5 protein-coding genes are annotated in these 5,702 nt (G+C 54.8%); 2 read left to right on the top strand and 3 right to left on the bottom strand.

Annotated elements, in window-relative coordinates; genetic code table 11:
• Nucleotides 1-113 precede the first annotated feature (113 nt).
• Nucleotides 114-512, bottom strand: a complete 399-nt coding sequence (locus GRI55_RS14660) for a response regulator (protein ID WP_160767622.1) — start codon at nucleotides 510-512, stop codon at nucleotides 114-116.
• 22 nt (nucleotides 513-534) lie between these two features.
• Nucleotides 535-1,575: a sensor histidine kinase gene (locus GRI55_RS14655; protein ID WP_063511736.1), complete on the bottom strand. Its 1,041-nt coding sequence runs from the start codon at nucleotides 1,573-1,575 to the stop codon at nucleotides 535-537.
• Nucleotides 1,576-1,738: 163 nt separating this feature from the next.
• Here GRI55_RS14655 and GRI55_RS14650 point away from each other — a divergent pair, with 163 nt between their 5' ends.
• Nucleotides 1,739-3,691 carry a putative bifunctional diguanylate cyclase/phosphodiesterase gene (locus GRI55_RS14650; RefSeq protein WP_063511737.1) on the top strand — a complete coding sequence of 651 codons (1,953 nt, stop codon included), beginning with the start codon at nucleotides 1,739-1,741 and terminating at the stop codon, nucleotides 3,689-3,691.
• Between the two features lie 41 nt (nucleotides 3,692-3,732).
• The gene (locus tag GRI55_RS14645) at nucleotides 3,733-5,085 is read left to right on the top strand and encodes an MBL fold metallo-hydrolase (RefSeq protein WP_160767626.1); all 1,353 of its coding nucleotides are present in this window, start codon (nucleotides 3,733-3,735) and stop codon (nucleotides 5,083-5,085) included.
• Between the two features lie 239 nt (nucleotides 5,086-5,324).
• Here the strand turns inward: GRI55_RS14645 and GRI55_RS14640 are convergent.
• On the bottom strand, nucleotides 5,325-5,702 hold a 378-nt coding region (locus GRI55_RS14640), incomplete at its 5' end, for a GGDEF domain-containing protein (protein WP_160767625.1).

Here is a 5,702-nt window from a genome sequence, read left to right as displayed (position 1 = left end):
TCGATCGGAAGGTCGCCCGAGGAGTAGGCGTCCGCTAAAGTGTTTCTAGATCTATAGCGCGGCTTTAGCTCTTGGATCCACGTGATGCACAGCTTCGTATGTCTCATCGAAAACTAGCGATAGAGATGCATCCCGGCCGGTATTGGTGGTGGATTGGCAGATCGGTTTTGTAAGGCGTTCGCAACTAAGACGCCTGCGATTAGCTGATTGTCCGAGAGAGGCTTGTGGAGACACCCTAGTGCGATCTCACCATGATCCGGGCCGGGACAATTCCCCGTAGCGAACAAAACGGCGACGCCGATGTCGTGCATTTGCCGAGCCACGACCAACCCACAACCGCCTCCTGAGAGCCGCATATCAACCAGCGCGAGATCGGGCTTATAGTGAATTGCAGCTAAGATCGCCGACTCTTCATCATCAGCTATTTTGATTACTTGGTGTCCCTGTGCTTCAAGAACGTCCTGCATGTTCATAGCCACTAGGGCTTCGTCTTCAACAATTAGTATCTTCATAAAAATTCGAACTCACAGCCGATCAACCGCGAGGAAGAACTATGCTTATGTGCGTTCCGCCAGCCTTATTCTGCGTTTCAACTTTCGCCCGAATTTGCCCCGTAAGGGCGTGCACGATTTTTGAACCCAATCCGGTGCCAGTTTCTGCACTGTCCGCGACGCAGTAACCTACGCCATCGTCAAGCACGGTAACGGTGATTTCCGTTTCCGTTGAACTGAGATGCACGCCCACGGTTCCCTTACGTTGATTAGGGAATGCATATTTGAGGCTGTTGGTGAGCAGTTCCGAAACGACAAGCGCCAAGGGCACTGCTCTATCCATTCCTATTGCGACACCAGACTGAAGCTCGAGTTCGATTCCGATGTCATCCACTCTGCTCATTGATCGCACCGTGGCCGTAACCAGCTCAGAAAGGAAATCTCCGATGTCCACCATCGAGTAGTCGCCATTCATATAAAGCCGCTGGTGAATAGAAGCCACCACAGAGACCCGGTGCCTTGCTTCCGACAAAGCAAACTTGAGACCGTCATCGGTCGCTTCGCGAGCATGAAGCTGAAGTAGTGCCATAACCAACTGTAGGCTATTTTTTACACGATGATTGACTTCTTGAAGAAGGACCTCGCGACCAGCCAAAGCAGCCTCCAAGTCTCTTTCTCGGTCCTCAAGTGACCGTTTCAAATGATTTTCGCGGGTGACATCGCGGATGGCAGCGAAGAATACTGGCTCGCCGTCATTTTCGAGCAACTGAAGGTGAACCGACACGTCATATAAGGACCCGTCTTTGCGCCGGTGAACCGTCTCGAAGACCATGTCGCCAGAGCCTGTTTCCAGGAGCGGGCGAACCTTTTCACGAAATTGAGCCTCGCTCAGATGTGGCTTCAGGTCCCACGGTGCGAGTTTACGCAACTCGTCGAATCCGAACCCGAGGTTGTCGCGCGCGCCTCGATTTACCAGCAAGAACCGAAAATCGGATGCAGAAAAGAGGTAAATTTCGCTAGCCGCATCCTCTACGATGAAGCCCAGCTGCGCGGCGCTGATTGGCTTAGAATTTCTAAGAGGCATCAGTCTTGCTAGTGATCAGCGGCGCTAATTTGCAAGCTCAATCTTCTGGCTCTAACAGCGCAGCACCCTGTCCGCTTCGACGGTTCGTCATCCGCCAAGTTGGCTCAAGATACCTCGTATTTGTGCATTAACCAGAAAATGCCTATTCGAGGCTATGGCTCGTATGATGCAGTGGGTCTTAAGGTTCCTGTTCCCAGCGGACAGCCCTCGCGAGCAACGCGAGCAGATTACTGGAATCTTCGAGAGCTTAAGGAGGCAGATCCCGCTACTCTATGGGGTCGCGCTCGTGAACTTTCTGGGCCTCCATGTGGCGACACATGGCGGTGAGCTGCGCTGGTTCTCGCCGCTAACTATCTTATCAGCCATCCTATTATGGCGGATGATCTATTGGATCGCGTTTCAAAAACCTTCCGAGGATTTCGCGAGGATAAAACGCGAACTGGTCACGATGGTCCTCTTCACAACCATCTTGTGTCTCGGGTTTTCGATCTGGGCTCAGTCCCTCATAACCGCCTACCCTAGCGAGACGATGACCATCCTGCTTTACAGCGTTCTTGCTGCGCTGGGGGTCGCTTATGGATTGAGCAGTTTTCCGCGGGCGGCGCTTCTTCCGTTGTTGATACTCGGTCTACCCGTAGCAATCCGGTTGTTTTGGATGGGGAAGCCGTCAGATCGAGGGATCGCCCTCAGTCTGATATTCGTCCTAGCCCTCTTCATTTGGCAGCTCCATGTTCATAATAGAGCTCTTCTGGGCTTGGTGCGTGGACAATTGGCGATCGCTCGCGAGCGAAACAGAGCTGTTGAGGCTGAGCTCCAAGCGACCAAGCGAGCCGATGAAGACGTGTTGAGCGGGATTGCCAATCGCGGAAAGCTTGTTCGCGAGATTGAGAAGGGCATGGTCCGCGGCCCGTTGACTGGGGGCGGCAGCGTGCTTGCTATTTGCGATCTTGATGGGTTCAAGTCAGCGAACGACGCATTCGGTCACGCTGCGGGCGACGAGATACTGCGCGAGTATGCTCGACGGTTGAAAGATGCTTTCGGAGCCGAGGCGCTAGTTGCCAGGCTCGGAGGCGACGAGTTTTCAGTTTTCTGGAAGGATGGATTATCGAGACCTGGACTGGAAGCTGCGTCAACTCAGATCTGTGAGCTAGCAAGCCAACCGGTCCTATGGGATGGAAAGGAGCTATTCGTCGGTGCTTCGTGCGGCGTAACGGAAGCAGGACCATACACTTGGTCTGACGAAGAGTTTTTCCGGCAGGCAGACTCCGCTCTCTATAAGGCGAAAGCGTCCTCGCGTGGACATTGGCACCTATACGATCTGCCTCAATTCGAGGCAGATCAACGGCGAGCAAAGATTGAAAAGTCGATTTTGTCGGGTGAAGCGCTTCGTGAAATGGAGGTCCACTTCCAGCCCATTTTTGATCTTAAGGAAGGAGTTCCTGTATTCGCTGAAGCTCTTGCTCGTTGGAACAACGCAGAACTGGGCGCGGTGTCTCCCGATGAGTTCATTCGCATCTCTGAGAAGCTCGGCGTCATTGATCGATTGAACGAACGTCTTCTGGAAATGGCGTTGGCGTCAGCTGAGACCTGGCCGGCAAACCTCTCCCTTTCATTCAATCTCAGCGCCATGCAATTGAGCCGTTCGGGGGCTAGTGACAAACTTCAAAAGATTGTGTCGGCTTCTTCTTTTCATGCTCACCGCGTTCAGTTCGAGATCACAGAGACAGCAATCCTTGCCGATCTGGGGCATGCCGAACAAGAACTAGCGAAGCTATCCCATTATGGTTTTACAAGCGCACTGGATGACTTCGGTTCTGGCTACGCATCGGTAGCATACCTTCGAGAGCTTTCCTTTGATACAATCAAGCTGGACGGATCTTTGATGGACAATATCATTCACAGCGAGCGCTCGCGCCAAATATTGTCGGGTCTGGTAGATTTGTGTCATTCGGCTGGTGCTCGATGTGTTGCCGAACATATCGAAACGCACGAGCAGCTAAAAATGGCAAGAGCAGTGGGCTGCGATTACGGGCAAGGCTTTTGCTTGGGGAAGCCGGCTACAAGCGAACGAATGCTCAAGGCGCTGTATTCCAACTTAGGCTCTTCGCCTTCTTGATTGAGGTGTTTCTCAAGCTATTAGCCGATTAGGAGATAACAGTGCTGTTCGAAAAAATTAAAACGGCCGGTCTTTCACACCTCTCCTATCTTATCGGAGCCGGCGGAATGGCTGCCGTCATCGATCCTCGCAGAGATTGCGATATCTACGTTGAAAGAGCACGAAACGAGGGGCTGCGGATAACGCATATCTTCGAGACCCATCGCAATGAGGATTTGGTTTCAGGAGCGCCGATACTCGCAAAACTGACTGGGGCAGAGGTTTTCCATGGGCCGAACGCGGATGGCGAGGTGGAATACGCGAAGACTACGAGGGATGGTGATTGTCACGCGATCGGACAGCTCGAAATCCGCGTCCTCGAAACGCCCGGACATACATTCGATCACCTCGCTTATGCCATATTCGATAGCGAATACCCCGAAACGGCGGTGGGCGTTTTTACCGGCGATGCGCTGTTCGTTGGCGATGTTGGCCGAACCGATTTCTATCCTGAACGGAAGCGGGAGGTTGCCGGCCTTCTCTTCGACTCTCTCCGCAAGATTTGCGAATTAGGCGACCAGGCGATCATTTATCCCGCCCATGGTGCTGGTTCGGTTTGCGGGTCGGGCATGGCAGACAGGGAGTTTTCAACGGTCGGGCATGAGCGCCGCAACAACCCTATGCTCAAGATCGAGAGTCGGGACACGTTCATTGCTCGCAAGGTGAACGAAAATCACTACCAGCCGCCCTATTTCCGGCTGATGGAACATCTCAACCTGGTCGGGGGCAATGCCGCCCCGCGCGTGCTCATGCCCCAACCCATGAGCCTCGATGAGTTGTCGTCTTGCGAAGCCGACAGGGTCATCGATGTCCGCGAGCCGCTCGCCTATGCGGCCGGGCACCTGCCGGGGAGCATCAACTTGCCGGTCGACATGATCCCGGCCTTCGCCGGATGGTTCATCGCCGAAGGCGAAGAGCTCGCGCTAGTGGCTTCGTCGCAGGACCAGCTATCAACGACGATGGAGCATCTGGTGAGGATCGCGCTCGACAAGATCGTCGGGGGCTATGTCGGTGTGGTTCCAGCCGCAGCCTCGGGGAAAAGTATGCGCTCGATCCCGATGATCAGCACGGAAGAAGTTGAACGCCGCTTGCAGGGAAAGCCCCGCGACTGGACCCTGCTCGACGTGCGAGATGCAGACGAGCGGAAGGCGCACTCGATCAAGGGATCTCGTCACATCTACGTCGGCGAACTGAACGAGATGTGGAAAGACCTCGATCCCGGCCAGCGCTATACACTCATGTGCGCAAGCGGCATGCGCGCGACTGTCGCCGCCGGTTGGCTCGATGCTCATGGGTTCGACCATCTCGATGTCTATTTGGGTTCGATGGGAGCGTGGGAGGCGAGGCGCGGCTAATATCGTTCCCACGATCGCCCATGTAGAGCCGCGGCTTACCTTTCATCGGAGCATCGTAGTCTGCCGGAAGCGGCCGACCACGGTCGACCGCTTCCGCGGCGCCCATGTCAGATGCGCAAAAATTCGAGATTTGATAGTTATCAATCAGCAGCTTATGCGGTCGCGGAAGCCTATGGCCGATAGTCAGCAGAAGGGAGCCGATCGCAGAACTTAAAACGAGCGTCGCATTCGATCGTCTTCTAGCCGGCCGACCGGAGCGTGTTGCGTCCGGCACGCTTGGCGACATAGAGCGCTTCGTCGGCTCGCCGGAGAAGGCTCTCGCCGGTCTCTCCCTCGGCAAGCTCTGCGATACCTATGCTAACAGTTACACGAGGGGTGCTGCCGCTCTTTGCAATTGAGCTTCGAACTCGCTCGGCGATGAGCATTGCGGTTTGCGTCGTCGTATCCGGTAGAATGATGACGAATTCCTCGCCTCCAAAACGGCCCACCATATCGCCAGCACGAAGCGCTTTGGCAGCGACATTTGCGACGCGCTTCAGCACCTCGTCGCCGGCATGGTGGCCATAGGTGTCATTGACCCTTTTGAAGTGGTCCACGTCGAACACTGCGACGGCCAG

This window comes from Qipengyuania citrea, from assembly GCF_009828015.1.
Lineage (GTDB): Bacteria > Pseudomonadota > Alphaproteobacteria > Sphingomonadales > Sphingomonadaceae > Qipengyuania > Qipengyuania citrea.
The sequence above is the reverse complement of the archived record's forward strand: the minus strand, read 5'-3'. Positions and strand labels throughout refer to the sequence as shown.

Bases quoted from the DNA above. Each gene is read 5' to 3' on its own strand.
- GRI55_RS14660 (WP_160767622.1), bottom strand. From the start codon at position 512: ATGAAGATACTAATTGTTGAAGACGAAGCCCTAGTGGCTATGAACATG.
- GRI55_RS14655 (WP_063511736.1), bottom strand. From the start codon at position 1,575: ATGCCTCTTAGAAATTCTAAGCCAATCAGCGCCGCGCAGCTGGGCTTC.
- GRI55_RS14650 (WP_063511737.1), top strand. From the start codon at position 1,739: ATGATGCAGTGGGTCTTAAGGTTCCTGTTCCCAGCGGACAGCCCTCGC.